This is a genomic window from Pseudarthrobacter sulfonivorans (assembly GCF_001484605.1).
In the GTDB taxonomy this organism is placed as follows: domain Bacteria; phylum Actinomycetota; class Actinomycetes; order Actinomycetales; family Micrococcaceae; genus Arthrobacter; species Arthrobacter sulfonivorans_A.
Genome location: NZ_CP013747.1, coordinates 875,879 through 901,287 on the forward strand (window position 1 = coordinate 875,879; position 25,409 = coordinate 901,287).

Annotated in this window: 22 protein-coding genes; 16 read left to right on the forward strand and 6 right to left on the reverse strand. The window is 66.7% G+C overall.

What is annotated here, in order from left to right:
- The first annotated feature begins 4 nt into the window (after nucleotides 1-4).
- From AU252_RS03870 to AU252_RS03885, 4 genes are all read left to right on the forward strand, one after another.
- A complete protein-coding gene (locus AU252_RS03870; RefSeq protein ID WP_058929591.1) occupies nucleotides 5-691 on the forward strand; it encodes a Maf family protein in 687 nt (228 codons plus the stop codon).
- Nucleotides 692-820: 129 nt separating this feature from the next.
- Nucleotides 821-2,635, forward strand: a complete 1,815-nt coding sequence (locus AU252_RS03875) for an acetyl/propionyl/methylcrotonyl-CoA carboxylase subunit alpha (RefSeq protein ID WP_058929592.1) — start codon at nucleotides 821-823, stop codon at nucleotides 2,633-2,635.
- An 18-nt stretch (nucleotides 2,636-2,653) separates the two neighbouring features.
- On the forward strand, nucleotides 2,654-3,094 hold the full coding sequence (locus AU252_RS03880; RefSeq protein WP_058929593.1) for a YybH family protein: 441 nt from the start codon (nucleotides 2,654-2,656) through the stop codon (nucleotides 3,092-3,094).
- 99 nt (nucleotides 3,095-3,193) lie between these two features.
- The gene (locus tag AU252_RS03885) at nucleotides 3,194-3,925 is read left to right on the forward strand and encodes a glutamine amidotransferase (protein WP_058929594.1); all 732 of its coding nucleotides are present in this window, start codon (nucleotides 3,194-3,196) and stop codon (nucleotides 3,923-3,925) included.
- Between the two features lie 152 nt (nucleotides 3,926-4,077).
- On the opposite strand, the gene AU252_RS03890 is transcribed toward AU252_RS03885, so the two are convergent.
- Nucleotides 4,078-5,490 carry an MFS transporter gene (locus AU252_RS03890; protein WP_058929595.1) on the reverse strand — a complete coding sequence of 471 codons (1,413 nt, stop codon included), beginning with the start codon at nucleotides 5,488-5,490 and terminating at the stop codon, nucleotides 4,078-4,080.
- A 272-nt stretch (nucleotides 5,491-5,762) separates the two neighbouring features.
- Here AU252_RS03890 and AU252_RS03895 point away from each other — a divergent pair, with 272 nt between their 5' ends.
- The 4 genes from AU252_RS03895 to AU252_RS03910 all read left to right on the forward strand — a co-directional run bounded on the left by AU252_RS03895 (nucleotide 5,763) and on the right by AU252_RS03910 (nucleotide 11,797).
- A complete protein-coding gene (locus tag AU252_RS03895; RefSeq protein WP_058929596.1) occupies nucleotides 5,763-7,235 on the forward strand; it encodes an MFS transporter in 1,473 nt (490 codons plus the stop codon).
- A 1-nt stretch (nucleotide 7,236) separates the two neighbouring features.
- The gene (locus AU252_RS03900) at nucleotides 7,237-9,462 is read left to right on the forward strand and encodes a molybdopterin oxidoreductase family protein (RefSeq protein ID WP_058929597.1); all 2,226 of its coding nucleotides are present in this window, start codon (nucleotides 7,237-7,239) and stop codon (nucleotides 9,460-9,462) included.
- On the forward strand, nucleotides 9,459-11,021 hold the full coding sequence (locus AU252_RS03905) for an FAD-dependent oxidoreductase (RefSeq protein ID WP_058929598.1): 1,563 nt from the start codon (nucleotides 9,459-9,461) through the stop codon (nucleotides 11,019-11,021). The genes AU252_RS03900 and AU252_RS03905 overlap by 4 nt, the downstream gene beginning before the upstream one ends.
- Before the next feature lie 80 nt (nucleotides 11,022-11,101).
- Nucleotides 11,102-11,797: a hypothetical protein gene (locus tag AU252_RS03910; protein WP_058932728.1), complete on the forward strand. Its 696-nt coding sequence runs from the start codon at nucleotides 11,102-11,104 to the stop codon at nucleotides 11,795-11,797.
- A 28-nt stretch (nucleotides 11,798-11,825) separates the two neighbouring features.
- On the opposite strand, the gene AU252_RS03915 is transcribed toward AU252_RS03910, so the two are convergent.
- Together AU252_RS03915 and AU252_RS03920 are read right to left on the reverse strand one after the other, a co-directional pair.
- Nucleotides 11,826-12,011 carry a PspC domain-containing protein gene (locus tag AU252_RS03915; protein ID WP_056348113.1) on the reverse strand — a complete coding sequence of 62 codons (186 nt, stop codon included), beginning with the start codon at nucleotides 12,009-12,011 and terminating at the stop codon, nucleotides 11,826-11,828.
- A gap of 23 nt (nucleotides 12,012-12,034) precedes the next feature.
- Complete coding sequence (locus AU252_RS03920) at nucleotides 12,035-13,450, reverse strand: NAD(P)H-quinone dehydrogenase (protein WP_058929599.1); 1,416 nt, start codon at nucleotides 13,448-13,450, stop codon at nucleotides 12,035-12,037.
- Nucleotides 13,451-13,577: 127 nt separating this feature from the next.
- Here AU252_RS03920 and AU252_RS03925 point away from each other — a divergent pair, with 127 nt between their 5' ends.
- On the forward strand, nucleotides 13,578-14,396 hold the full coding sequence (locus AU252_RS03925; protein ID WP_058929600.1) for a purine-nucleoside phosphorylase: 819 nt from the start codon (nucleotides 13,578-13,580) through the stop codon (nucleotides 14,394-14,396).
- A 77-nt stretch (nucleotides 14,397-14,473) separates the two neighbouring features.
- Here the strand turns inward: AU252_RS03925 and AU252_RS03930 are convergent, their stop codons facing one another.
- A complete protein-coding gene (locus AU252_RS03930; protein ID WP_058929601.1) occupies nucleotides 14,474-14,959 on the reverse strand; it encodes an RrF2 family transcriptional regulator in 486 nt (161 codons plus the stop codon).
- A gap of 111 nt (nucleotides 14,960-15,070) precedes the next feature.
- Between AU252_RS03930 and AU252_RS03935 the strand changes: the two genes are divergently transcribed.
- Nucleotides 15,071-16,840: a phospho-sugar mutase gene (locus tag AU252_RS03935; protein ID WP_058929602.1), complete on the forward strand. Its 1,770-nt coding sequence runs from the start codon at nucleotides 15,071-15,073 to the stop codon at nucleotides 16,838-16,840.
- 7 nt (nucleotides 16,841-16,847) lie between these two features.
- Here the strand turns inward: AU252_RS03935 and nirD are convergent, their stop codons facing one another.
- Nucleotides 16,848-17,210 carry a nitrite reductase small subunit NirD gene (gene nirD / locus AU252_RS03940; protein WP_058929603.1) on the reverse strand — a complete coding sequence of 121 codons (363 nt, stop codon included), beginning with the start codon at nucleotides 17,208-17,210 and terminating at the stop codon, nucleotides 16,848-16,850.
- Nucleotides 17,211-17,475: 265 nt separating this feature from the next.
- Between nirD and nirB the strand changes: the two genes are divergently transcribed.
- The 6 genes from nirB (at nucleotide 17,476) to AU252_RS03970 (ending at nucleotide 24,516) form a co-directional block, all read left to right on the forward strand.
- The gene (nirB, locus tag AU252_RS03945; RefSeq protein WP_058929604.1) at nucleotides 17,476-20,106 is read left to right on the forward strand and encodes a nitrite reductase large subunit NirB; all 2,631 of its coding nucleotides are present in this window, start codon (nucleotides 17,476-17,478) and stop codon (nucleotides 20,104-20,106) included.
- Between the two features lie 2 nt (nucleotides 20,107-20,108).
- The gene (gene cobA / locus AU252_RS03950; protein ID WP_058929605.1) at nucleotides 20,109-21,143 is read left to right on the forward strand and encodes a uroporphyrinogen-III C-methyltransferase; all 1,035 of its coding nucleotides are present in this window, start codon (nucleotides 20,109-20,111) and stop codon (nucleotides 21,141-21,143) included.
- A 14-nt stretch (nucleotides 21,144-21,157) separates the two neighbouring features.
- Nucleotides 21,158-22,312 carry a uroporphyrinogen-III synthase gene (locus AU252_RS03955; protein ID WP_058929606.1) on the forward strand — a complete coding sequence of 385 codons (1,155 nt, stop codon included), beginning with the start codon at nucleotides 21,158-21,160 and terminating at the stop codon, nucleotides 22,310-22,312.
- Nucleotides 22,313-22,518: 206 nt separating this feature from the next.
- Nucleotides 22,519-23,391, forward strand: coding sequence for an FAD-dependent oxidoreductase (locus tag AU252_RS03960; protein WP_058929607.1), 873 nt, complete (start codon nucleotides 22,519-22,521; stop codon nucleotides 23,389-23,391).
- A 101-nt stretch (nucleotides 23,392-23,492) separates the two neighbouring features.
- On the forward strand, nucleotides 23,493-24,218 hold the full coding sequence (gene deoC, locus AU252_RS03965) for a deoxyribose-phosphate aldolase (protein ID WP_058929608.1): 726 nt from the start codon (nucleotides 23,493-23,495) through the stop codon (nucleotides 24,216-24,218).
- A 52-nt stretch (nucleotides 24,219-24,270) separates the two neighbouring features.
- On the forward strand, nucleotides 24,271-24,516 hold the full coding sequence (locus tag AU252_RS03970) for a hypothetical protein (protein ID WP_058929609.1): 246 nt from the start codon (nucleotides 24,271-24,273) through the stop codon (nucleotides 24,514-24,516).
- Nucleotides 24,517-24,602: 86 nt separating this feature from the next.
- Here AU252_RS03970 and AU252_RS03975 read toward each other — a convergent pair whose 3' ends face one another.
- Complete coding sequence (locus tag AU252_RS03975) at nucleotides 24,603-25,409, reverse strand: metal-dependent hydrolase (protein WP_058929610.1); 807 nt, start codon at nucleotides 25,407-25,409, stop codon at nucleotides 24,603-24,605.

The window sequence follows — 25,409 nt, forward strand, 5'->3', positions numbered from 1 at the left end:
AACGGTGACCCGCCTCATCCTCGCCTCCCAGTCCCCCGCCCGCACCAAGCTCCTGGCCGACGCCGGTATCCGGCACTCCGTGCTGGTCTCCGACGTGGACGAGGACGCGGTCCAGGCCCGCTACGGCGTCACGGATCCGCACGATACCGCGCTGCTGCTGGCCCGCGCCAAGGCCGAGGCGGTGGCCGCGTTGCCGGAAGCGGAGGGCGCGCTGGTCATCGGCTGCGACTCCGTCTTCGAGTTCGACGGCGAGGCGCACGGCAAACCGTACACGGCCGCCGTCGCCCGCGAACGGATGCTGCGGATGAGCGGCAACAGCGGTGTCCTGCACACCGGGCACTGGCTGGTGGACTGCCGCGCGACGGCAGCCGATGACGAGCCCGCCGAGATAGGCACCGACGCAGCGGCCGACGGCGGCATCACGGCACCGGGATCCGGCGCCACCCTCGGTGCGGTCGCCTCCGCCGAGGTCCACTTCACGGAGATGGATCCGGAAGAGATCGACGCGTACATCGCCACGGGCGAACCGCTGCACTGCGCCGGCTCGTTTACGATCGACGGCCTGGGCGGGGCGTTCATCCGGAAGGTGGACGGGGACCCGCACGCCGTCGTCGGGCTGTCAGTCTCCACGCTGCGCAGTCTCCTCGGGCACGCAAACGTACGCATCACGGACCTGTGGTCCGCCGAATAATTGCGGCGATTTTCCGACCAATTGTAGGTTCCCTACAAAGCCGCGCCCGTTTACACGCGGAAACCGCAAGTAATATCGGCGGAACCCACAAAATCGCGCTAGGCTCCCTGAAGGAAAGAAGGAGACGCCTTGTCAGCAAATTTGGAGCAGTCCGCTAGTCCCGTGCAATCGAACCTCACCAAGGTGCTGATCGCAAACCGAGGCGAAATCGCAGTGCGCATCATCCGCGCGGCTCGCGACGAGGGCATTGCCTCCGTGGCTGTATACGCCGATCCGGACCGCGACGCGCTCCATGTCAGGCTGGCCGACGAGGCCTACTCCCTCGGTGGCAACACCGCCGCGGAGTCCTATCTGGTGATGGACAAGATCATTGACGTTGCCCGCCAGTCCGGTGCCGACGGCATCCATCCCGGTTACGGCTTCCTCGCCGAAAACGCCGAGTTCGCCGCCAAGGTCATCGACGCCGGCATCACCTGGATCGGCCCGTCCCCCGAGGCCATTTCCGCCCTAGGCGACAAGGTCCAGGCCCGCCACATCGCCGAGAAAGTGGGTGCCCCCCAGGTCCCCGGCACCGCCGATCCTGTGCAGTCGGCCGAGGAAATCCTCGAGTTCGTGGACAAGTTCGGCCTGCCCGTGGCCATCAAGGCAGCCTTCGGCGGCGGCGGCCGCGGCATCAAAGTGGCCCGCACCCGCGAAGAAATCCCGGAGCTCTTCGAGTCTGCCGTCCGTGAGGCCACTGCAGCCTTCGGCCGCGGCGAGTGCTTCATCGAACGCTTCCTGGACGCCCCGCGCCACGTCGAAACGCAGTGCCTCGCGGACGCCCACGGCAACGTCGTGGTCATCTCCACGCGTGACTGCTCGTTGCAGCGCCGCAACCAGAAGCTCGTTGAAGAAGCACCTGCCCCGTTCCTCACCGAAGAGCAGAACCGCCGCCTCTACGAATCCTCCAAGGCCATCCTGAAGGAAGCCGGTTACCTCGGCGCCGGAACCTGCGAGTTCCTGGTGGGCCAGGACGGCACCATCTCCTTCCTCGAGGTCAACACCCGCCTGCAGGTGGAGCACTGCGTCTCCGAAGAGGTCACGGGGATCGACCTGGTCCGCGAACAGTTCCGGCTGGCCCGCGGCGAGGAGCTCGGCTACGGCGACCCCGAGGTCCGCGGCCACTCGTTCGAATTCCGCATCACCGGCGAGGACCCGGGCCGCAACTTCATGCCAGCCCCCGGCACCATCACCACCCTGAAGAACCCCACAGGCCCCGGCATCCGGATCGACTCCGGCGTGGAGGAGGGCGATGTCATCAGCGGCAACTTCGACTCGATGCTCTCCAAGCTGATCGTCACCGGCGCCACGCGTGCCCAGGCCCTGCAGCGTTCGCGGCGCGCCTTGGAGGAAATGGTGGTGGGGGGCATCCCCACCGTTATCCCGTTCGACCTCGCCGTTGTTTCGGACCCCGCTTTTGCGCCCGCGGAAGGGCCTTTCAGCATCCACACCCGCTGGATTGAAACCGAATTCGTCAACAACATTCCCGCCTGGACGCCGGACGGAACCGCTGAAGCCAGTGGCGACGCCGGTGAACGCCAGCGCGTGGTGGTTGAAGTGGGGGGCAAGCGCCTCGAGGTTGTCCTGCCGGCCTCCCTTGGTTCGATCGGGGCGGGTTCCGCCGCCGGCGCGAAGTCCAACAAGTCCAAGAAACGCCTCCGTTCAGGCGGAGCGGCTGCGTCCGCCGCCGGCGACGCGCTGACCTCCCCGATGCAGGGCACCATCGTCAAGGTTGCCGTGACCAACGGCGACGTTGTGTCCGAGGGTGACCTGGTGGTGGTTCTCGAAGCGATGAAGATGGAACAGCCCCTGACCGCGCACCGTTCCGGCATCATCACCGGACTCAGCGCAGTGGCCGGTGAGACGGTTTCGGCCGGCGCCGTCATCGCCACGATCGAAGACTAGACCCTGCCGGAGGCACCCATGCTCGCACCCAGTTTTGAAGAAGAAGTAGACCGCTACCACCTGGCGGTTCCGGAAATCACCCGCGGGAATCCCGGTGCCGTCAAGGACCTGTATTCCAGGCTCGACGACGTCACGCTGGCCAACCCGTTCGGCGGCATCGCACGTGGTTGGGCCCAGGTGGAGGCCCGGCTGGACCAGGCGTCCCGGCAGTTCCAGGACGGCGAGATGCTGGGGTTCGACACCATCACCTCCTACACCGCACGCGACACGGCCTACCTGGTGGAAACGGAACACTTCCGTGCCCGGCTGGAGAGCGCCGCAGCGCCAGAGGAATTCGCGCTCCGTGTGACCAGCATCTTCCGGCGCGAAGAAGGCTACTGGAAGCTGGTCCACCGCCACGCAGACCCGGCCGCGCAGCCGCAGTCCCGGCGATCCTTCGCGCAGCCTGCCAGCCACTGACAGCCTTCGTGCCTCTGGCGCCGGGGCTGTGCTCCGGCGCCAACCGCAGGCTCGCTGCGTCCTCTGGCGTTGAGCTGGGGCGAAAGGCACACTTAGCGTGTGAAGCCTTTCCTCCTCCTTGCCTCCCGGGCTGAAGACGCCGCCGCAGAGGAAGAGTATGAGTCGTACCTGACGTATGGCAGGCTGACCCCTTCGCAGCTGAGGCGTGTCCGGCTTGAGGCCGCTCCCCTGCCGCAACTGGACCTGAACGATTACTCGGCGGTGATTGTGGGCGGCAGTCCCTTCACGTCCAGCGACCCGGCAGACCACAAGAGCGAAACCCAGCACCGGGTGGAGCGGGAACTGGCCGGGCTGCTGGACCGGATCGTGGCCCAGGACTTTCCGTTCCTGGGCGCGTGCTACGGGGTGGGGACGCTGGGCAGGCATCAGGGCGCCGTGATCGACAGGACCTTTGGCGAACAGCTGGGCGGGGTGGAAATCGAGCTGACGGAGGCGGGGCTCGCGGATCCGCTCCTGCACGGGATGCCACGGCGTTTCACCGCCTTCACCGGGCACAAGGAGGCTTGCACCAGATTGCCCTCCCACGCGGTGCTGCTGGCATCCTCCCAGGCCTGCCCCGTCCACATGTTCCGCATCAAGCAGAACCTGTACGCCACACAGTTCCACCCTGAGCTGGACGCGGAGGGCCTGGTGACCCGGATCGACATCTACCGCCACGCCGGCTACTTCCCGCCGGAGTCCGCCGAGGAACTCATGGCGGACGCGCGGATGTACACCGCCACCGAGCCCATGAAGATCCTCCGCAACTTCGTGGACCGCTACGCCAACTGAGCCTGCGGACGGGTGGCGAGCGCCGCCGTCGTGCGTTCCTCCCCGGTCGGTCCCGCCCGGACACAGCAATGCCCGGCACGCTCCCCGCAATAACGGGGAACACGCCGGGCATTTCTGTCAGCAACCGGGCTGGAACGCCCGACGGCGGGGCCTCAGGCTACGTTGTTCTCGTAGTCCAGGTCGCGGGTTTCCTTGCTTACGAACAGCGCAATCAGCGTCAGCACCGACATCGCGGTCAGGTAGACACCCACCAGGACCGGGCTGCCGTCGGCCAGCTCCCAGAGCGCGACGGCGATGAACGGAGCCACCGCAGCACCCAGGATGCTGGACACGTTGTAACTGACGGCGGATCCCGTGTAGCGCACATTGGTGGGGAACAGTTCCGGCAGCAGCGCACCCATGGGGCCGAACGTGAGGCCCATCAGGGAGAAGCCGATGACCAGCAGGGCCATGGTGCCCACGAAGCCGCCGCTGAACAGCGGGACGAACAGGAGGCCGAAGACGAAGATGCCACCCGTGACGGCCAGCAGCATCTTGCGGCGGCCGTACTTCTCCGCCAGCGGTCCGGAAACCAGGGTGAAGATGCCGAAGAACACGACGCCGGCAATCAGCATCCAGAGGAAATCGTTGCGGGTGAAACCCAGGCCGGGAACAAACGCGGCCGCGGCGGCCTCGGACATCGGCTTGCCTGCCTTCTCGGCGGCAGCCTTGGCGGCATCCAGGGTGGAAGCGCGGGTGCCGTAGGTCAGCGTGAACGTGGTCATCAGGTAGAAGAGCACGTACGTGGCGAGCATGATGAACGTGCCCAGGATCAGCGGGCGCCAGCTGGTCTTGAAGACCCGGGCCAGAGGCAGCTTGGCCACTTCATTGGATTCGAGCACCTTGGTGAAGGCAGGCGTTTCGATCAGCTTGAGGCGGACGTAGAGGCCGATGATCACCATAACGGCGCTGAGCAGGAACGGCACGCGCCAGCCCCAGGCCAGGAAGTCGGCCGGTGTCAGTGCATAGCTGGCCACCAGGAAGATCACGTTGGCGATGATGAAGCCAATGGGCGCACCAAGCTGCGGGAAGGTGCCGTAGATGGCGCGCTTGTTGGCCGGGGCGTTTTCGGTGGCCAGCAGGGCAGCGCCGCTCCATTCGCCGCCGAGGGCGAGGCCCTGGGCGAAGCGCATGACCACGAGCAGTGCCGGAGCCCAGAATTCCCAGCCCGGGACGAGTGCGGTGGGCAGGCAGCCGATCAGGAACGTGGCAATGCCCATGGTCAGCAACGAGGCCACCAGGGTGCCCTTGCGGCCGAACTTGTCGCCGAAGTGGCCAAACACGATGGATCCCAGCGGGCGGGCAACGAAGGCCACACCGAACACAGCGAAGGAGCTGAGCAGCTGGGTGGTCTCGTTCTGGTTGGGGAAGAACAGCGCCGGGAAGACCAGCACGGCGGCGGTGGCGTAGACGTAGAAATCGTAGAACTCAACGGTGGTGCCGATCAGGCTGGCCACAATCACGCGGCCGCGTGAGTTCACCGCCTTGGGGGATCCTTGCTCCGCGGTGGTTTGCGTAGATGACATATGAACACTTTCCTGAGAACCGGCCGGGCCAGGTAAGGTCCGGCGTGCAGTAGTTAGAGTTCAATATTAGTTCCGGCCGTCCAGTCAATGGACAAAAGGTCCATCATGTGGTCTTGTGGCCCAAGTCTCATTCTTCGGTCAGTTAACTCTCCTCACGCCGCCGGCCCGGCTGCCGATAGGCAAATGTCACAGGGCGTTAACAAACCGCGACCGTCCGCGAAACGCGCGTTCTCTACCGTGGAAGAACAACATCCCCCATGAGGAGGTCCACCGTGACTGTTGACCGCAACGCAGATGCCGGCACCGGTAATTCCGTAGATATAGACACCGACCCGCTGCACGGAGGCGTGTCCTCATCCGCCAGCGCGCAGCCCTCCACCCGTACAACCGACGCCCCCGCCCTTGAATTCCGCCCAGGCCGCTGGATCGCCAACTGGAACGCCGAGAACAAGGAGCAGTGGGAGTCCGCCGGCCGGGCCATCGCCCGCCGCAACCTGAACTGGTCCATCTTCGCCGAGTTCCTCGGCTTTGTGGTCTGGCAGCTCTGGTCCATCGTGGTGGTCCAGCTGCCGGCAGCCGGCTTCACGTTCACCACCTCGGAAATCTTCTGGCTGATCTCCATGCCCAGCCTGGTAGGCGCCACCCTCCGGATCCCCTACACCTTTATGGTTCCCCGCTTCGGCGGCCGGAACTGGACCATCGTGTCCGCGCTCCTGCTCCTGATTCCCGCCGTCGGACTGGGACTTTGCGTCTCCAATCCGGAAACCCCGTTCGGTGTCATGCTGCTCGTGGCAGCACTTGCAGGCTTCGGCGGCGGCAACTTCGCCAGCTCCATGGCCAACATCACATTCTTCTACCCGGCACGCGAGAAGGGCTGGGCCCTTGGCCTGAACGCCGCCGGTGGCAACATGGGCGCTGCCGTCGCGCAGCTCGCCGTCCCGATTGCGATCACCCTGCTCGCCGTCGGCAGCGTCAACCTGCCGATGGCCGGCTGGATGTGGATCCCCTTCATCCTGATCGCCGCCTTCGGTGCCTGGAAGTACATGGACAACCTCACCAGTGCCAAGGGTGACGTGGCCGGCTCGGTCGCGGCACTGAAGGAACCGCACCTGTGGATCATGGCACTGCTGTACATCGGCACCTTCGGTTCGTTCATCGGCTTCGCCGGCGTGTTCCCCAAGCTCATCAAGGACTACTTCCCGGCGTTCTCCTCCATCGGAGTCGGCACCGTGGCACTCTCGCTGGCCTTCCTCGGCCCGCTGGTCGGTTCACTCGCCCGCCCCTACGGCGGACGCATGGCTGACCGCATGGGCGGTGCACGGATGACCGTGGCAGCATTCGCCGCCATGGCCGTCATCACCCTGACCATGATCTGGACCCTGCCGCTGAAGAACTTCTGGCTGTTCCTGGTCCTCTTCCTGATGCTCTTCACGGCCAGCGGCTTCGGCAACGGCGCAACCTACCGGATGATCCCCATCATCTTCGCAACGTCCAGCCGGGCTGCGAAGTCCGGTGCCAGCACGGTTGAAACCCAGCGACTGGCGTCATCGGCCCTCGGACTGATCTCGGCCATCGGCGCCTACGGCGGCTTCGTTATCCCGCAGGTCCTGAACGCCTCCAACACGGCCAGCGGCTCCTACACCCCGGCCTTCTACGGTTTCGTCGGAGCCTATGTAGTAATGCTGGCGGTCTGCTGGTTCTGCTACATCCGCAACGCCAACCGAAATGCGATGGGACACGTCTAACATGACCAAAAGCGCCGACACGCACTGCCCTTACTGCGCCCTGCAGTGCGCCATGACGCTCACGTCACCAGCGGTACTGACCCCGGCTTCCGAGCCGGGGTCAGTCCCCGTGCCGGCTGAATCCGTAGCGCTGGCCGCTGCGGACGGCACCCTGAAAGCCCCCCTCCTCGAAGTGAGCGGCCGGGACTTCCCCACCAACCGCGGCGGCCTCTGCCGCAAGGGCTGGACCTCAGCCACGCTCCTCAACCACCCCGGACGGGTCACCGAACCCCTGCTCAAGGGCGCCGACGGCGTCCATCGCCCCATCGGCTGGGACCAGGCCCTGGCGCTGGTCACCACCGCCGTGAAGGACACGCAGGCACGCTACGGGAAGGACGCCGTCGGGGTTTTCGGCGGCGGTGGCCTCACCAACGAGAAGGCCTACATGCTGGGCAAGTTCGCCCGCCTGGCCCTGGGCACCTCACGCATCGACTACAACGGCCGCTTCTGCATGTCCTCCGCCGCGGCCGCCGGGATGCGCGCCTTCGGCCTGGACCGCGGCCTCCCGTTTCCGCTGGCAGACCTGGACTCGGCCAGCACCATCATGATGCTCGGCTCCAACGTGGCAGAAACCATGCCGCCGTTTGTACAGCACCTGCAGGGCGCCCGCGACGCCGGCGGACTGATCGTGGTGGATCCGCGCCGTTCAGCCACGGCAAAGTTCACATCCGACGGCGGCGGCCTTCACCTCCAGCCCCTGCCGGGCACGGACCTCACCCTCCTGCTGGGCCTCTCGCACGTGATCATCCACGAGGGCCTGGCCGACGAAGACTTCATCGCGGCACGCACCACCGGCTACGAGGCCGTGGTCCGCAGCGTCAACGCGTTCTGGCCCGAACGCGTCCAGTCCCTCACCGGCGTCCCGGCCGAGCTCATCCGCGACACCGCCCGCAGGCTCGCCGACGGTGCGGGCAAGGGCGGCAGCTACATCCTTACCGGACGCGGTGTGGAGCAGCACGTGGACGGCACGGACACCGCCACCGCCGCGATCAACCTCAGCCTCCTGCTGGGCCTGCCCGGCTCGCGCCGCAGCGGCTACGGCACCCTCACCGGCCAGGGCAACGGCCAGGGCGGCCGCGAGCACGGCCAGAAGGCCGACCAGCTCCCCGGCTACCGGAAGATCACCGACCCCGCCGCCCGCGCCCACATGGCCGGCGTCTGGGGCGTCCCGGAGGAAACCATTCCCGGGCCGGGATTGCCCGCCGTCCAGCTGCTGAAGTCGCTGGGACAGCCCGACGGCGTCCGGTGCCTTTTTGTGCACGCCTCCAACATCGCGGTGGCCTCCCCCGATGCAAACGCCGTCATCGCCGGGCTCCGCAGCCTGGACTTCCTGGTGGTCTGCGACTTCTTCATGTCCGAGACCGCCGCGGAAGCCGACCTTATCCTCCCGGTCCTGCAGTGGGCCGAGGAGGAGGGCACGCTCACCAACCTCGAGGGGCGCGTCCTCCGCCGCCGCCAGGCCCTGCAGCCGCCGGCCGGCGCACGCAGCGAACTGTGGATCATGGCCCGGCTGGCAGAAGCGCTCGAGGCCCCGTCCACGTACAGCGAAGATCCGGAAACAGTCTTTGAGGAACTGCGGCTGGCCTCGGCCGGCGGGCACGCCGACTACTCCGGCATCGATTACGCCATGCTGGACCGCGGCGAAGCTGCCTACTGGCCGTACCCCGTGGGGAGCACCGGCACGCCCCGGCTATTCCTGGACACCTTTGCCCACGCCGGCGGCAAGGCGGTCATGACCCCGGTGACGCCCCGCCGCCGTCGTACGCCGGCCGCCAACCCGGACCCGGCCGCGAAAACCATGACCCTGATCACCGGCCGCCTCCTGGAGCACTACCAGTCCGGGGCCCAGACCCGGCGCGTGTCCGAGCTGCTGGCCACCCAGCCCGAAGCGAAAATTCAGATCCACCCGGCCGCCGCAGCCGGCATGGGCATCACCGAAGGCGCTTTCGTCTCCGTAGCCAACGAACGCGGCGAGGTCCTCTGCCGGGCAGAACTCAGCACGGCCATCCGGCCCGAGACGGTTTTCCTGCCGTTCCATTTCCCCGAACTCGAAAGCGCCAACCGCCTCACCGAGGCGGCAACGGATCCCATTTCCGGGATGCCCGAGTTCAAGTTCAACAAGGTGTGGGTCCGGGCTGCGGCCAACGGACTTCAGAACAGTGTTCTTCAGACATCGGAGGCCTCATGAGTGAGCAGATTGTCATTGTTGGTTTCGGCCCGGTGGCTGCCCGCCTGATCGATGAACTGCTGCCCGCGGTCCGCGACGGGCACGTCAGCCTGACAGTGGTGGGCGAGGAAACCGAGGCCGCGTACAACCGGGTGCTGGTGGCTGATTTGGGCGTTGGACGCACCACGGCCGACGCCCTGGCGCTCTCCGACGCCGCAGCCCTGGTGGCAGACGGCGTGGACGTCCGGCTCGGCGTACGAGTCCGCCGCGTGGACCGCGCCCGCCAGCAGGTACTCCTCACCGACGGCACCTCCGCCCACTACGAGCGGCTGGTCTTCGCCACCGGTTCCCGGCCCGTCATCCCCAACCTGACCGGCATCAACCCGGACCCCGCCTCCCCCGTCCTCCCGGCCGGTGTGACGGCGCTCCGGGACCTCCGCGACGCTTCGGTTCTGCGCGCAGCGGTCGACGGCGGCAAGCGTGTTGTGGTGCTGGGCGGCGGCGTCCTGGGCCTCGAGACAGCCCTCGCGGCTGCCGAGGAAGGCGCCACCGTCACGGTGGTGCACAACGGGCCGCACCCGCTGGGACGCAACATCGACCGCGGCGGCGGCGCTGTCCTCGCGGCCAGCCTGCGCCGGTGCGGCGTGCGGATGGCCGGCAACGCCCGGTCCACCGGGGTGGAGCACAATGCGCCCGACGGCGGATTCTCGGCACTGCTGCTCAATGACGGTTCGGCGATCGACGGCGACCTCCTGGTCATCTCGTGCGGTGTCCGTCCCCGGACCGAGCTCGCCGAGGGCTGCGGGCTGTCCACGGGCACCGGCATCCTGGTGGACCACCGGCTTCGTGCCCACCACGAACCGCACATCTTCGCAATCGGCGACTGCGCCGAGGTCCGCTGCCCGGACCCTGCCTGCGGCGAATGCCGCACGGCGAAGGGCCCGTCCGGCCTGGTGGGACCCGGGTGGCGGCAGGCCGAATGGCTGGCCGAATACCTGACGCTGCTGGCTACCGGCACGCAGGAAGAGGCCGACGCGCTGGAGGAGCTACCCCAGGAACAGGCCGGCGTGATTGTGCTGAAGGCCCGTGGCATGAACATGGCTGTGGCCGGAGACAACGGTGCCGAGCCGTGGGACGAAGACGTGCTCACCGCCGGCGCCGTGAACGGCCGGCCGCGCCTGCAGATCGCCCAGTGGGCCGATCCGGAGCATGGCCGCTACGTGAAGATGACCACCCGCGGCGGCGTGCTGGAAGGCCTGGTGGCCGTGGGTATGCCACGGACCGCCGCCGAGCTCGTGGGACTGTTCGAACGCGGCGCGGAACTGCCGGCCGACAGGTCCCTGCTGCTGCGGCTCGATGGCCCGGACCAGCTGGCCGCGTCCGGTCCCGCTGATCCGGCCGGCACCGTATGCCGCTGCGCCGGGGTCAGCGGCGCCAAGATCCAGGGTGCCGTGGCGGAAGGCTGCTCCACGGTGGCCGAGGTGTCCAAGGCAACCCGCGCCGGTACCGGCTGCGGCGGCTGCCACGAGGACATCAAGGGGCTCATCGAAAAACACTTCCAGGCGGCTCCCGCCGCCTGATGTGAACTGAAGCCGGCGAGCCCGGACATGTGCGCGTCACGGAATCGGACCCGGAACGGATGGCAGGTAGCATCGGGGCCATGAATGCCGACGAAGAAGACGACATCACAGAAGAACTGCTGGCCGACGCCGGAATGTTGACCGGACTGAGCCTGGAACTTTTGGGCCTTGATCCGCACCCGGATGACATGACGCCGGAACAGCGGCTGCAGTTCGACCCGGAAGACCTGGACGAAATGGCGGCCGTCTCGCCGCAAGACCGGAAAACAGCTGTGAGCCAGACGCTCCTGCTGGCAGGCCTCCTGTGGAACTCGTCGGGCATTCTCGTTGACCAGCTCTTCCGCGATCTGGGGACCCTGACAGCCCTGGATGCGGTCACGCCGTCTGACGTCGCCGGTTCCGCTGTGCTGTCCTCGCTGCCGCCTCAGTTCGCCGCCAGCTACGACGCGACGTTTACCCGGAAGTTCATCGTCGTCGCTTCCGATGTGACGGCATCTCTGGTCCGCGGCTGGACCGCCCCCGGATGCCTCGCTGCCGAACTCGCCGTCCGTTGCCTGCTCGATCAGGCGGAAATCACCGAGGACATCTACGAACTCGACCTCCCGGAAGACTGGCGGGCACAGGTTGAGGAAGTCCTGTTGGAGGAGGCGGATAGTCCAGCTCTCTACTCGGACAGCCCCGGCATTCCGGAAATCGACGCCGGGAACCTGAGTATCGAGGGCTGGTTCACCCCGTTTGCAGCCGGGAGCACGGTGCCGCCCTACGCCCTGGCTTAGGCTCCGAGGCCGGGAATCCGGGCGGTCTTTAGGCCGGGGCCTTGGGGATCATGATCCACAGGGCGATGTAGACCAGCTCGCCGATCCCCACCAGGCCGAAGATAACAAAGCCGAGCCTGACCAGGAACTTCGGGATCCCGAACCGGGCTGACAGGGCGGCACAAACGCCACCGATGATTTTTCCGCGGCGTGGCCGCTCAAGTGCTGTAGTCATGCGGCCACGCTACCGCAAGTCAATTACATGTGGACGTGCAGGCGGCGCGCCGCCTCCGAGATGGACCCGCTCAGTGACGGGTACACAGTGAAAGTGTTGGCTACGTCGTCGACGTGGAGCTTCTGGGTGACCGCAAGGGAGATGGCGAAGATCAGCTCGGAAGCGTTCGGCCCCACCACAACACCGCCAATCACGGTGCCAGAGCCCTTACGCGCGAAGATCTTGACGAAGCCGTCCTTGTGATTGCGCATTTTGGCGCGGGCATTGCTCTTGAGTGAGAGCTTGACGATGTCGCCCTGGTATTTGCCGGACTGGATCTCGACCTCGGAGACGCCCACGTTCGCGATCTCGGGTGAGGTGAAGATGTTGGACGCCACCTGGTGCAGCTTGAGCGGCATAACGCTGTCGCCCAGGAAGTGCGCGATCGCGATCCGGCCCTGCATGGCGGCCACCGAGGCCAGAGCCAGCACGCCGGTGCAGTCGCCGGCGGCGTAGATGTTCGGCGCCGTGGTGCGGGAGACGCCGTCGACCTTTATATGGCCGCTCTCGGTGAGGGCCACGCCGGCCTCTTCAAGGCCGATGCCCGCGGTGTTCGGGATGGAGCCCACGCAGACCAGGCAGTGGCTGCCGGTGACTTTCGATCCGTCACCCAGGGTGACCACCACGCCGTCGTCGGTCCGCTCCACGGTCTCAGCTCGGGCGCGGGACAGGACGCGGACGCCGCGGCGCTCGAAGACTTCCTCCAGCACCTCCGCCGCGTCGGTGTCCGAGCCGGGCAGCACGCGGTCACGGCTGGAGATCAGGGTGACTTTGGAGCCCAGGCCGTTGTAGGCGGAGGCGAATTCGGCACCGGTCACGCCGGACCCCACCACAATGAGTTCCTCGGGAAGCTCGTCGAGGTTGTAGATCTGCGCCCAGTTCAGGATGCGTTCGCCGTCCGGCCGCGCGGTGGGCAACTCACGGGGGTGTGCGCCGACGGCCAGCAGGATGGTGTCCGCTTCCACGATTTCGGTGCCGTCAGCGGTCACGACTTCGATGGTGTGGCTGTCCAGGAGCTTGCCCGAACCCAGCAGGATGCGGACGTTCTGGTGTTCCAGACCGGTAGTGATGTCTCGGGACTGCTGGCGGGCAAGGCCCAGGAGACGGTCGTTGATGTGCTTGAGATCTGCCCGCATCACAGGCACAAAGTCGCCGCCGTCGACGTCGAACTTCACTCCCAGCTCCCCGGCCTCACCGACGCGGGTCATCAGGTCCGCGGTGGCGATCAGGGTCTTGGAAGGCACGACGTCGGTCAGCACCGCCGAGCCGCCCATGCCCGCGCGTTCGATGATGGTGACCTGCGCCCCCAGCGAGGCAGCGACCATAGCGGCTTCGTATCCGCCGGGGCCACCTCCGAGGATTGCGATCCGGGGGGAGCTGAAATCAGGGTGCGTAGTCACAATCAACCATTCTCGCGCATCTGCGCAGGGACCACCAATAAAGAGTGCCCCGTCACGGTGCCGTCCGCGGCCCGGCGCGACGCTGCTGCCACTGTGCACAGCGGCACCAGCACGATAACTTGTACCAGTGAGTAATACAGACTTCCAGAACACGGACCCTTTCGCCGCCGCGCGCTCCGCCGCTGAGTACATCGCGCAGGAGACCGGGGTGGACAATCATGACGTCGCGCTCGTCCTGGGCTCAGGCTGGGCCGAAGCCGCCGACCTCATCGGCGAGACCACCGCCACCCTGACCGCCGACGCCGTCCCGGGCTTCCACGCCCCCGCTGTCGAAGGGCATGTGGGCACCATCCGCTCGGTCCTGACCAAGGAGGGCAAACGCGCGCTGGTCCTGGGCGCACGGACGCACTACTACGAGGGCAAAGGCGTCCGCGCCGTGGTCCACGGCATCCGCACCGCTGCCGCTGCCGGCTGCAAAACCCTGGTCCTCACCAACGGATGCGGAGGGCTGAACGAAAGCTGGGCGCCGGGCACTCCGGTCCTCATCAAAGATCACATCAACCTCACCGCCACGTCCCCGCTTGAAGGCGCAACGTTCGTTGATCTGACGGATCTGTACAGCTCGCGCATCCGTGCCCTCGCCCGTGAAGTGGACTCGTCGCTGGAGGAAGGCGTCTATGCCCAGTTCAGCGGACCGCATTACGAAACGCCGGCCGAAGTCCAGTACGCCAAGCGGATCGGCGCGGACCTGGTGGGCATGTCCACTGCATTGGAAGCGATCGCCGGCCGGCACGCAGGCATGGAAGTGTTCGGAATTTCGCTGGTCACCAACCTCGCGGCCGGCATCAGCGCCATGCCTCTCAGCCACCAGGAAGTCATCGAGTCCGGCCAGGCCGCCGGACCGCGGATTTCCAAACTGCTGGCTGGGATCATCGCCAAACTTTAGGACAACGCGGGGTCACTAAGCGCCCAATGGAGGCATTCCCATGGGCGTGTAGTGACCCCGCGTTGCTGTAGGGCTGGTCAGGTCCGCGGACCGACGAGCTGCAGGAGGGTGGACTCCCGGGCAGCTGGAAAGCGGCGCTCGATGGACTGGGCGATCCCGGCAATGCTCTGCCGGGACAGCTCAGTCCGCCAGGTGACTTCGGCGTGGCGCATGGTCTGCGAAATAAGGCACGTGCGCGCGTAGTCGGCGTCCATGCTCCCGCCCGGGGCGTCCTTGGCGATGCCTTCGCACCGGAAGGCATGGTCATTTCCTTCGATAGCCAGGACCACGTCAAGGACGGAAATCCGGTCCGGACGCCTGGCCAGCGAGAAGCCGCCCCGCGGGCCGGATACCGAGGTCAGGATCCCGGCCCGCACCAGGGCCTGGAGCTGCTTGTTCAGGTATGCGGCGGGGAGCTTGTAGAACTCGGCCAGCCGTGCGCTGCTGACGGCCTCCCCCGGCGCGGTCCAGGACATGTTGACGCAGCTATGCAGCCCCCACTCAACGCCCTGCCCCAATTTCATATTCGCGACATTACTTGTCCAGAAAATTTACTGCAAGGATTCGCTGCTTTCCCCTGTCACAGGCGAGTGTTCAGGCACAGTTCCTGAAGCAATGACGATAGCGTTGACCGCATGACGTCCTCCGATGCCGCTTCCTTGTTCAGCCACGCCCGCGAATGGGCGGCCAAAGATCCGGATCCGGCCACAGCCGCAGAGCTCACAGAGCTGCTGCAACTCGCGGAGGAGGGCTCGCCCGCAGCGTCACAGGAGCTCGCCGACAGGTTCAGCGGCACGCTGCAGTTCGGCACCGCAGGCCTCCGCGCCGCCTTGGGCGCCGGGCCGAACCGCATGAACCGCGTGGTGGTGCGCCGCGCCGCCGCCGGGCTCGCCGACTTCCTCGTTGATGCGGTGGGTAAGGCTGCCCCCGGGACCCGGCCACGCGCCGTCGTCGGCTATGACGCCCGCTATAACTCGGACATCTTCGCCGAGGAAACGGCGGCCATCTTCACGGCTGCCGGGATTGAAACCTTCCTGATGCCGTCCGCGCTGCCCACCCCGCTGCTCGCGTTCGCCGTGCGGGCCCTCGATTGCGACGGCGGTGTGATGGTGACGGCAAGCCACAATCCCCCGCAGGACAACGGTTACAAGGTGTACCTGGGCCGCCATGCTGTGGAGGACAGCGGCCGCGGAGCGCAGATCGTGGCGCCCCACGACGCCCGGATCGCCGCGCGGATCGATGCCGTGGGCGCACTGGAATCCATCACCCTTGCCGTGGACGGCTGGACGGTCCTGGAGCCGTCGGTTGCGGCGGACTATGAACGCGCGACGGCGGCACTCGCCGATGCGGCCCGCTTCCCGACCCGCGACCTGCGGATTGTCCTGACGCCCATGCACGGCGTCGGCGGCGAGACTGCCGTGGCGGTGCTGAATGCTGCCGGCTTTGCCGATGTCACCCTCGTGGCCGAACAGGCTGAGCCGGATCCCGACTTTCCCACGGTGAACTTTCCGAATCCGGAGGAACCCGGCGCCTTGGACCTGGCATTGCAGACTGCGGCCCGTGTGGACGCCGATATCGTCCTGGCCAACGATCCGGATGCGGACCGCGCTGCAGTGGCGGCGAAAGATCCTGACACCGGCGCGTGGCGCGTGCTGCGCGGCGACGAGGTGGGCGCGCTGCTGGGGGCACACATTGTGGCCCGGCTGGCGCCCGGCTCCGACGAAACCTCCGGCAGTACGGTTGAAGCAGCCAGCGGCGAAGGGGCCGGGGTCTTCGCAAATTCGATTGTGTCCTCGCGCCTGCTCTCCCGCATCGCCGCCGCGGCAGGATACGCACATGAGGAAACGCTGACCGGGTTCAAGTGGATTTCCCGGGTGCCCGGGCTGGTCTACGGCTATGAGGAAGCCCTGGGCTATTGCGTTGCACCTGAACTGGTCCGGGACAAGGACGGGATCTCCGCGGCTGTCCTCATCGCGGAACTGGCTGCCGCCGCAAAGGCAGACGGAAAAACCATCTTCGACACCCTGGACGAGCTCTACCTTCAGCACGGGCTGCACGCCAGCGACCAGCTGAGCATCCGGGTGGCGGATCTGGGCCTGCTGGACGCCATGATGAACCGGCTCCGGGTCAGCCCGCCCGATTCGTTCGGTTCGTCCGCGGTTGAAACCTTCGTGGACCTGGCCGAAGGGAGCGAGCACTTGCCGCCCACCGATGGCCTGCTGTATCTGACCCGGGACGAAACCCGGGTCATCATCCGGCCCAGCGGCACCGAGCCCAAGCTCAAGTGCTACCTGGAAGTCATCCTCCCGGTTGAGTCAGCGGCCGAACTGCCGGAAGCCCGGCAGGCAGCCCGGACCGCCCTGGACAATGTGCTCGACGATGTCCGCGAGGCCCTCGGGCTCTGACTGGTCGTTAGACCGCGACTTCGATGAAACCGTCGGAAATGCGGGTGCTGAACGTTTCCAGGCGGACCGCCGCGGTTCCGAAGCATTCGCCGGTTTCCAGGTCGTAGACCTCTTTGTGCAGCGGCGAAGCGATGGTGGGGCGTGTGCCGCGTGAACCCAGAATGCCGCGGGCCATTACGTGGGCGCCGGTGGCCGGATCTTCCTGGGCCACGGCAAAAACCTCACTGGGGCCGGTCCGGAAGAGTGCCACCTGGCGGCCTTCAATGAGGGCTGCTTCGCCCCAGGCAACCTCTAGCTCCTCCACGGCGCAGACCCGGTGCCAGGTCGCGGTGTCGGCGGCGAGCGCCCCAAGTTCCAGTGTTGCCGTCATGTCCGGCTCCTCTCCCCGTGCTTGATTGGCCACCTTTATGGCCGTACTAAACAACTTAGGGAACGGGTGTTTCAAAGGCGTGCAGTGAATGTGTCCGGCGCGTAAAAGAGACCTCACCCGATCGGAAACGCGTTCGTGATGCAGAAGTTAAGCCTACGAAACATAAGGGAAACTGAAGCGAAACTGCGGCTACCTAGTCTGGATGGACACACCTCGTCAGAGAAAGTCGCAGAACATCGTCTGCGGCACATGCGAAAGGCCCACAGTGACCGAACAGACTTCAAGCCAGACGGCAACGCGCCGGATCGTCGTCGCCGGTGGCGGCCCTGCTGCCCACCGCTTCGCCGATGCCATGCACACCCGGGGCCTTGAGGGCTGGGACGTCACGGTCCTCACGGAAGAAGCCCACCTCCCGTACGACCGCGTGGCGCTCTCCAAGGCACTGACGGACAGCAGCGTGGACCTCACCTTGGGCTCTGCCTCAATGTGGGACCACGACTCCCTGACTCTGAAGACCGGCGAGCGCGTGGTCAAGATCAATGCCGAAGCAAAGACGGTTGAGACCGCTGCCGGCAGCATCTTCGAATACGACGACCTAGTGGTCGCCACCGGCTCGAATGCCGCACGCCTCCCGATCCCCGGAGCCGAGCACACGCACGTCTACCGCACGCTCGAAGACGTCTGGGCCATCAACGAGGCCATTACCGGGCTGACGGAGAAGCTGGGCCGTAAGGTCAACGCCGTCACTATCGGTGGAGGCCTCCTCGGACTCGAATCGGCCGCCGGCACGGAGCAGCTGGGCGCCAACCCGATCGTCATCGACGGATCGCAGTGGCTGATGGCCACACAGCTGGACGAAGGCGCGGGCCAGGCAATGGGCCGGCTCATCAAGGCCAAAGGCTTCGCAGTCCACGGCGGCGTGTTCCCTTCGGAAGTATTGTCCGACGACGACGGCCAGGTCACCGGTGTCCTCATGGCAGACGGCCGCATTATCGACGCTGACCTCGTGATCGTCGCCATCGGCGTCCGGCCGCGCGATGAACTCTTCCGCGCAGCCGAAGGGGAAGAGCAGGTGTTCAGCCTGGGCCAGCGCGGCGGCGTTGTCATCAACGATTTCTGCGCCACCGAAGTGGAAGGCATCTGGGCCATCGGTGAGGTCGCCAACTACGGTGGCATGTGCCTGGGCCTGGTTGCACCGGCCAACACCATGGCGGAGATCGTGGCAGACCGTCTCCACGGCGGCCAGGCAACGTTCCCCGGCTTCGATACTGCCACCAAGCTCAAGCTCTCCGGCGTTGACGTTGCCAGCTTCGGTGACGGGTTCGCCAAGACCGAACACTCCCTTGAAATCGTCTACGCCGACCCCGCCCGCGGTGTCTACCAGAAGATCGTCACCACCGACGACGCAAAGACCCTCCTGGGCGGCATCTTCGTGGGCGACGCTTCCCCTTACATGAGCCTGCGCCCGCTGCTGGGCCGCGAGCTCGCTGCTGAACCCGGCGCTTACCTGAGCGCGGCAGGCGGCGGCGACGCCCCGGACACCGAACTCCCGGACGACGCCATCCTGTGTTCCTGCAACAACGTGGCCGCCGGCACCATCCGCGACACCATCAACGGCTGCGGCGCCTGCGACGGCAACGCCCCCGTCCAGGAACTTGGCGAGCTCAAGGGCTGCACCCGCGCCGGCACCAGCTGCGGTTCCTGCGTCCCGATGCTCAAGAAGCTGCTGGAAACCGAACTCACCAAGTCCGGCGTCGAGGTCTCCAAGGCCCTCTGCGAGCACATCGAGCTGTCCCGCCAGGAGCTCTTCGACGCCATCCGCGTCCTGGAACTGACCTCCTTCGAAGAGATCATGGCCAAGTACGGCACCGGCGCCGGCTGCGACATCTGCAAGCCCACCATCGCCAACATCCTGGCCAGCCAGAACAGCGCCTACGTCCTGGACGCCGGCCGCGGCACCCTGCAGGACACCAACGACCGCGCCCTCGCCAACATGCAGAAGGACGGCACCTACTCGGTGGTCCCCCGCATCGCCGGCGGTGAAATCACCCCCAAGAAGCTCGGCGTCATCGCCGCCGTGGCCGAGAAGTACAACCTGTACACCAAGATCACCGGCGGCCAGCGGATCGACATGTTCGGTGCCCGGCTGGAAGAGCTTCCGGAAATCTGGAAAGAACTGGTGGACGCCGGCTTCGAATCCGGCCAGGCGTACGGCAAGAGCCTGCGTACGGTGAAGTCGTGTGTCGGTTCCACCTGGTGCCGCTTCGGTGTCCAGGACTCGGTGGCCATGGCCATCCAGCTCGAGCTGCGGTACCGCGGCCTCCGCAGCCCGCACAAGCTCAAGATGGGCGTCTCCGGCTGCGCCCGCGAATGCGCCGAGGCCCGCGGCAAGGATGTCGGCGTGATCGCCACGGCCGACGGCTGGAACCTGTACGTCGGCGGCAACGGCGGTGCCACCCCGGCCCACGCCCAGCTGCTGGCCAAGGACCTTGACGACGAAACCCTGCTCAAGTACATCGACCGCTACTTCATGTACTACATCCGCACCGCCGACCGGCTTCAGCGCACCGCGCGCTGGCAGGAAGAGCTCGACGGCGGCATCAAGCACGTTGAGGACGTGGTGGTCAAGGACACCCTGGGCATCGCCGAGGAACTTGAAGCCGCCATGGCCAAGCATGTTGACACCTACGTGGACGAATGGGCGGACACCCTCAAGGACCCCGAGCGCCTGCGCCGGTTCCGTTCCTTCGTCAACGCGCCCGACCAGAAGGATGACTCCATCACGTTCGTCTCCGACGAGCGTGGCCAGATGCGCCCTGCCACTCCGGAGGAAAAAGGCAAGGTCCTGATCGGCGCCTCCATCCCCATGCGGCCCCGCGCCGAGAACGAGGTATAGCCATGCAGCTCAGCATTGATCTCACCGGCCGCGAAGTCCTGGTCACGGGCTCCGACCACGCCGCCCGCCAAGCGGTCCGCCGCTACGCGGCCGCGGGCGCCGTCGTCTACCGCCTCAGCACCCCTGCGGGTGCAGCGCATGACGGCCCGCTCCCCGAGCGTCCGTTCCTCGTCGCAGCGGTCGACGACGGCCAGCCCGGCTGGGAGTCTCTGCTCGAGCGCTGCGCCGCTACCGGCATTCCGGTGGCGGCCGAGCCGGCCGCCGGTCCCGTCGGCCACGTCACCCTGGTGGGCGGCGGGCCGGGCACCACGGAACTGCTGACTGTCGCCGCCGTGAAGGCCCTCCGCGATGCGGACGTGGTGTTCTTCGACCGGCTGGCTCCCTGCCAGGACCTGCCGGACCTGACTTCCGCCGAACTGGTGGATGTGGGCAAGAAGCCCGGCCACCACAAAGTGGGCCAGGCCGATATCGAAAAGCTCATGGTCGAAAGCGCCCTCGCCGGCAACAATGTGGTCCGCCTCAAAGGCGGCGACCCCTACGTCTTTGGCCGGGGCGGCGAGGAAGTGGCCTCCTGCGTGGCAGCGGGCGTGCCGGTCCGTGTCATCTCGGGCGTCACCAGCGCGATCTCCGTGCCGGCGGCCGCCGGCATCCCCGTCACGCACCGCGAGGTCAGCCACATGTTCACCGTGGTCTCCGGCCACGCGCCGCTGACCGAAAAGGAACACACGCACCTGGCCGGTCTGGGCGGCACCATTGTGGTCCTGATGGGCATCGGCACACTGCACCAGCTCGCGGCCGGACTCCGCAAAGCCGGCATGCGCCCGGACATGCCCATGGCCGTCGTCGAACGCGGTTACCGCCCCGGCCAGCGCACCACCATCGCGGACCTGGGCACCATCACCTCCGCCGCTGCCGGGTGCAGCAATCCCGCTGTGCTGGTCATTGGCGAGGTGGTTCGCGTGGCGGAAGCCAACCGTGGGCATGCTGAGGCCGCCGCCGACCTCGACCGGCTGGCGGCCTCGCTGCTCGGTTCATGAAAGGATTGACCCCCATGAACGCACTGGTACCAGCTGAACCTGCCCAGCTTGAAGCGACGTCCGGGCCGGAGGCTGCGGACTCCCCGCTGGAGGGCTTCCGCATCGGAGTCACCTCGCACCGGCGCTCCCGGGACCTTATCGAGGCACTGGAACGCCGCGGCGCGGAAGTTCTGCACGCGCCGGCCCTCAAGATCGCCCCGGTGCAGGAGGACATCCGCCTCATCGAGGACACCAAGGCCATCATCGCCGCACGCCCGGACCTGTGCATCGCCACTACGGCGTACGGCATGCGCCGCTGGTGCGAAGCTGCCGATTCCTTCGGGATCGGTGAGCAGCTGCTGGAAACCCTCGGGGCGTGCCGGATGTTCGTCCGGGGCCCCAAAGCCCGCGGCGCCGTCCGCGCGGCCGGACTCGCCGACGTCGGAATCAGCAGCGACGAAACCACCGCAACACTGGTGGACATGCTGCTCGCCGAGGGCGTGCGCGGCAAGACCGTGGCCGTGCAGCTGCACGGCTACACGGACGTCCGGCAGCTGGAACGCCTGCGTATGTCCGGCGCCACGGTCTTGACGGTCACCCCCTACCGCTGGGTAAAGCCCGACGGCGAAGACCGGCTTCCGCGCCTCATCGAGGCTGTGTGCAGCGGCAACCTGGACGTGCTCACCTTCACCAGCGCCCCCGCCGTCGACGCCATGTGGAGTACAGCCCACGAAATGGGCGTCTACAAGCAACTCATCGAAAGCCTCAAGACCAACGTCACCACGGCAGTGGTGGGGCCCGTCACGGCCCAGCCCCTGCTCGACGCCGGTATCTCGCCGCTCGTTCCGGAACGGTTCCGGATGGGCGCCCTCATCCGGCTGGTGTGCGAGCACCTCGCCCTGAACCACGTGCGGCGGCTGGACACCGCGTCCGGCAACCTTGAGCTGCGTGGGCGCAGCCTGCGGGTCGACGGAGCTCAGGTTGAGCTGGCGCCTGCGCCGCTGCTGCTGCTGCGTGCCCTCCTGGGGGCCGGTGGGGCCGTGCTTTCCCGGGAATCGCTGTCGGAGCTGCTGGAGCTGAAGGGCTCGGTCCACGCCTTGGACATGACTGTCAGCCGCCTGCGGTCATCGCTGCCGGACGGCCGCCTGGTAGAGACGGTGGTCAAGAGGGGTTACCGGATCCGCGTCTAGTGACGCAGGCTCCGGCCGCCTTTGTGTCAGTTCGGAGCGCAGGGAGAGGTGCGTCACGGGTTTTGTTACCGGCCGGTAAACGCTGGCGAACAAAGGGTGTTTTCCCAGCAACAGCGGGGAAACACGCCTGAAAAGCCCGCCGCCTACGCTGGGATTCATCACGAAGTCCCGGCCGCTCCAGCGGCCGCCAGCGAAAGGGCCAGCACATGTCCGCTCCGGCACCGTCCACCTCAGTTTCCCCGGCTCCGCGCATCGTCATTGCCGGGGCCGGGCCCGCCGCACAGGCGCTGGTCCGCCAGCTGGACGGTGCCCGCTTCCGCGGCACCGTCACCGTCCTCAGCAACCGGGACGACGCTCCCGCCGAACTCCTGGAGCTCGCAGAGCTGCCGCAGGTATCAGTCCGCTTCGGCCAGCCAGCCAGCTTCATCGACGCGGAGAACCGCTCCGTCACCACCGCCGACGGCATGGAACTCAGCTACGACGAACTGGTCATCGCCACCGGATCAGCGCCCGTTGCGTCCCCCGTGGCGGGCGCCGGCCGCTGCCTGAGCTACTCCACGATCGACGACGCCGCCCGGATCGGCGACGCCGTCAAGGAAGTGACGCGGGAACTGGGCCGGCGGCCACTGGGGATCCTCGTGGGAACCGGCGCGGCAGCGGGCCAAGCCGAAGCGGTGCTGCGGGCCCGCGGCGTCAGGCCCATCCGCACAACGGTCCGGCCGGCCGCCGTGGTGCACTCCATCGCCGGCTCAGGCCTGACCGCTTCCGGGATTGTCTTCGAGGACGGCAGCAGCATGAACGGCGACCTGGTTGTCCTCGCCGAAGAGCGGGTTGCCCGCGATGGACTCGCCGCCAGCGCCGGACTCGCCACCGCCCCCAACGGCGGAATCGCCATCAGCAAGGACTTCAGGACATCGGTCTCCGGCATCTGGGCGATTGGTGACGCCGCAGCGTTCGACGGCGTCCGGCTGGGACTGCTGGTCGCCGCGGCTTCTGCCGCCGGAGCCTGCGCCGCGCAGCTGATGACGGCTACATCAGCGGCGGAAGGCCTGGCTGAGCGCGTGCCTGCGGCCGCGTAAGCGTCCGCCCGCCGCGACACCCGCTGTGACAAGATGGTCACCTGAACGGCCACGCACCGCGTGGCTCCGGCGGCCCACAAGGCCACATGGAAAGGACCATCATGAGCAACGCAGCCACTCCTACCGACCAAACTGGAGCTGGTACGGTCTCAGCATCGGGCAACATCGCTTCCTACATCGACCACACTCTCCTCAAGCCCGAGGCCAGCGAAGCGGAGATCCTCAAAGTGTGTGCCGAGGCCGCCGAGTACCACTTCAAGTCAGTCTGTGTGAACCCTCTCTGGGTCAAGACCGTCAAGACCGCGCTTAAGCGGTCCGGTGTGCTGACGTGCTCGGTGATCGGCTTTCCCATGGGTGCCACGCCCAGCGACGTGAAGGCTTTCGAAGCCCGCGGCGCAGTGCTGGACGGTGCGGACGAAATCGACATGGTCATCAACATCGCGGCAGCCCGTGCCGGTGACAAGGGTGCACTGGTGGACGATATCTCGGCCGTCGCGGACGCAGTCCACGCGGGCGGAGCCATCCTGAAGGTCATCATCGAAACCGCATTGCTCAGCGATGACCAGAAGGTCCTTGCCTGCCAGGCATCCGTTGAAGCGGGCGCGGACTTCGTCAAGACCTCCACGGGGTTCAACGGCGGGGGAGCCACGGCCGAAGACATCGCCCTGATGCGCCGCACCGTCGGCCCCGATCTCGGCGTCAAGGCGTCCGGCGGCGTACGTTCCCTCGCCGACGCGCAGGCTATGATTGCTGCAGGTGCAACACGTATTGGTGCCAGCTCCGGCATTGCCATCGTCAAGGGTGAACAGGGTTCATCCAGCTACTGACGCCGGCCCGGAGCCGCCACAGTTTGAGCCCCGCGGGGCCGAGGAGGAAACAATGTCCAGCAAGACCACCGAGTCCGGCAACGCCACGGTACAGACCCCCCAGAACGAGAACAGCCTCCTGGGCAGCATCCTTCTGTTTGTACCCATGATGGCGCTGTTCCTGGGCTCCATCTACTCCCTGTCCTTCCTCACGCTCGGCAACCCGTGGCCGATGGCCGCCTGCCTGGGCATGTTCTTCCTGGCGTTCTGGATCCCGCAGACCATCACGGGCCGCTCCGATTCAGCCGGCGGCAAGTAACACCCCCCTAATAACAGCAACGCGGGGTCACTTAATGCCCGTCCCTCGGGATGGTTTGGGCAGTAAGTGACCCCGCGTTGGTTTGTTTAAGGGTGGATAGCGTTGCCGAGTGCGGTGAGGGCGGCCGGGAAATGTGCCTTCGCCAACGACCAGGCAGCTAGGCACATGCCCACCATCGCGTAGGCGCTCACCGGGATCAGCACCAGCCACTCGCGCCGGGAACCTGCGCGGCCCAGCAGCGGCAGGGAAAAGGCGCCGTTGGCTTTCCAGACGTCGTTGAGCACCGGCAGCTTCCGGAGGAACTTCGGTGGCTTGATGACGATCGGCCAGAGCAGCGGCACGCCCCCGGTGGTGATCATGTCCCCCACTATGTGGACCACTACCCCGGTCAGCATCGAGACGGGCAGCCAGGTCCACTGCTCCGGCGCGAACCAGGTCACCAGTCCGGCCATGGCCAGGGCAAAGATCCAGTTGCTGATAAATCCGGACTTGGGAAACAGCTTCAGCGCCTTGGCCGCAATGTTGATCATGAACATGCACAGCAGGCCGGCACCCACGGACAGCAGGCCCCAGTTCGTCTGCAGCTGGAACTGCCCGGCCATCATGGCCAGCAGCACAAAGAACGCCGCACCGAGCACCGAGTGGGTGCCTTGCCGGTGCCCGCCGCTGGCGTTCTCAATACCCACGGCAATCAGGTTGGACAGCGGTGGCAGCGAGTTGGCCATTGTGCTGTGGCGGTGGTCCCAGTCACACACGAGCGCCGTCCCCGCCGTCGCCATCCCGCCGATGAGGATTCCCGTGGCGTCCAGCGGATACCAGCCCAGCGTGTACGGCCCCGTTGAGGCAATAGCTACCCACGCCGCGGCCCCCGACGCGGCGTGATGTCCTCCCAT